Origin of the sequence: Planotetraspora silvatica (genome assembly GCF_016863315.1) — a bacterium.
In the GTDB taxonomy this organism is placed as follows: domain Bacteria; phylum Actinomycetota; class Actinomycetes; order Streptosporangiales; family Streptosporangiaceae; genus Planotetraspora; species Planotetraspora silvatica.
The window spans coordinates 1-913 of the sequence record NZ_BOOQ01000100.1 but is presented as its reverse complement, the minus strand read 5'-3'; the positions used below and the strand labels follow the sequence as shown (position 1 = coordinate 913).

The window sequence follows — 913 nt, the reverse complement described above, 5'->3', positions numbered from 1 at the left end:
CGCCGCTGGAGCAGCACGGCGGCCACGATGATCAGGCCCTTGGCGATGAGTTGATCGCTCGTGTTCAACCCGTTGAGGATGAACAGATTCGTGATCATCGTGAAGATCAGCAGACCCAGAATCGACCCCACGATCGACCCCCGGCCACCCGTCAGCAACGTCCCACCGATGATCACAGCCGCGATCGCGTCAAGCTCATACAAATCACCATGCGTCGACGACCCCGTCGTCGTCCGCGCCATGATGATGATCGCCGCGATCCCGCAACAGAACCCCGACAACGCATACAGCCACATCGTGTGCCGCCGCACATCGATACCCGCCAACCGCGCCGCCTCCGGATTACCGCCCACCGCGAACGTCCGCCGGCCGAACGTGGTCCGGTTCAACACCACCCACCCGACCACCACCACCAACGCCAGCATGTACACCAGCAACGGCAACCCCAGCACCCGCTGCGTCGACAAATCCACCAACGCAGAATTGTCCGCCGACACCAACTGCGTCTTCTTGTCCGACATCCGCTGCGCCAGCCCCCGCGCCGCCACCAACATCGCCAGCGTCGCGATGAACGGCACCATCCGCCCATAAGCGATCAGGAACCCGTTCACCAACCCCGCACCCGTACCGACCAGCACAGCGCACAACGCCATCACCACCGGCCCATACGCCTGCGTCGCCAACGTCGTCGCCCACACCGACGCGAACGCCATCACCGCACCGACCGACAGATCGATCCCCCCACCGATGATCACGAAGGTCGCCCCCACCGTGATCACCCCGATCGTCGACGCCAACGCCAGAATCGACACCAGATTCGACGACGTCGCGAACGTATCCGGAACCGTCACCAACCCCACCCCGGCCAGCAGCAGCAACGCCACCACCAAACCCAGATGCGGAACACCCGCCA

At 64.1% G+C, this 913-nt stretch carries 1 protein-coding gene; it reads right to left on the bottom strand.

Annotated elements, in window-relative coordinates; all coding sequences use genetic code 11:
* A partial coding sequence (locus tag Psi02_RS39765; RefSeq protein ID WP_239095550.1) for an ABC transporter permease occupies nt 1-884 on the bottom strand: 884 nt, incomplete at its 3' end.
* Nucleotides 885-913: the final 29 nt, after the last annotated feature.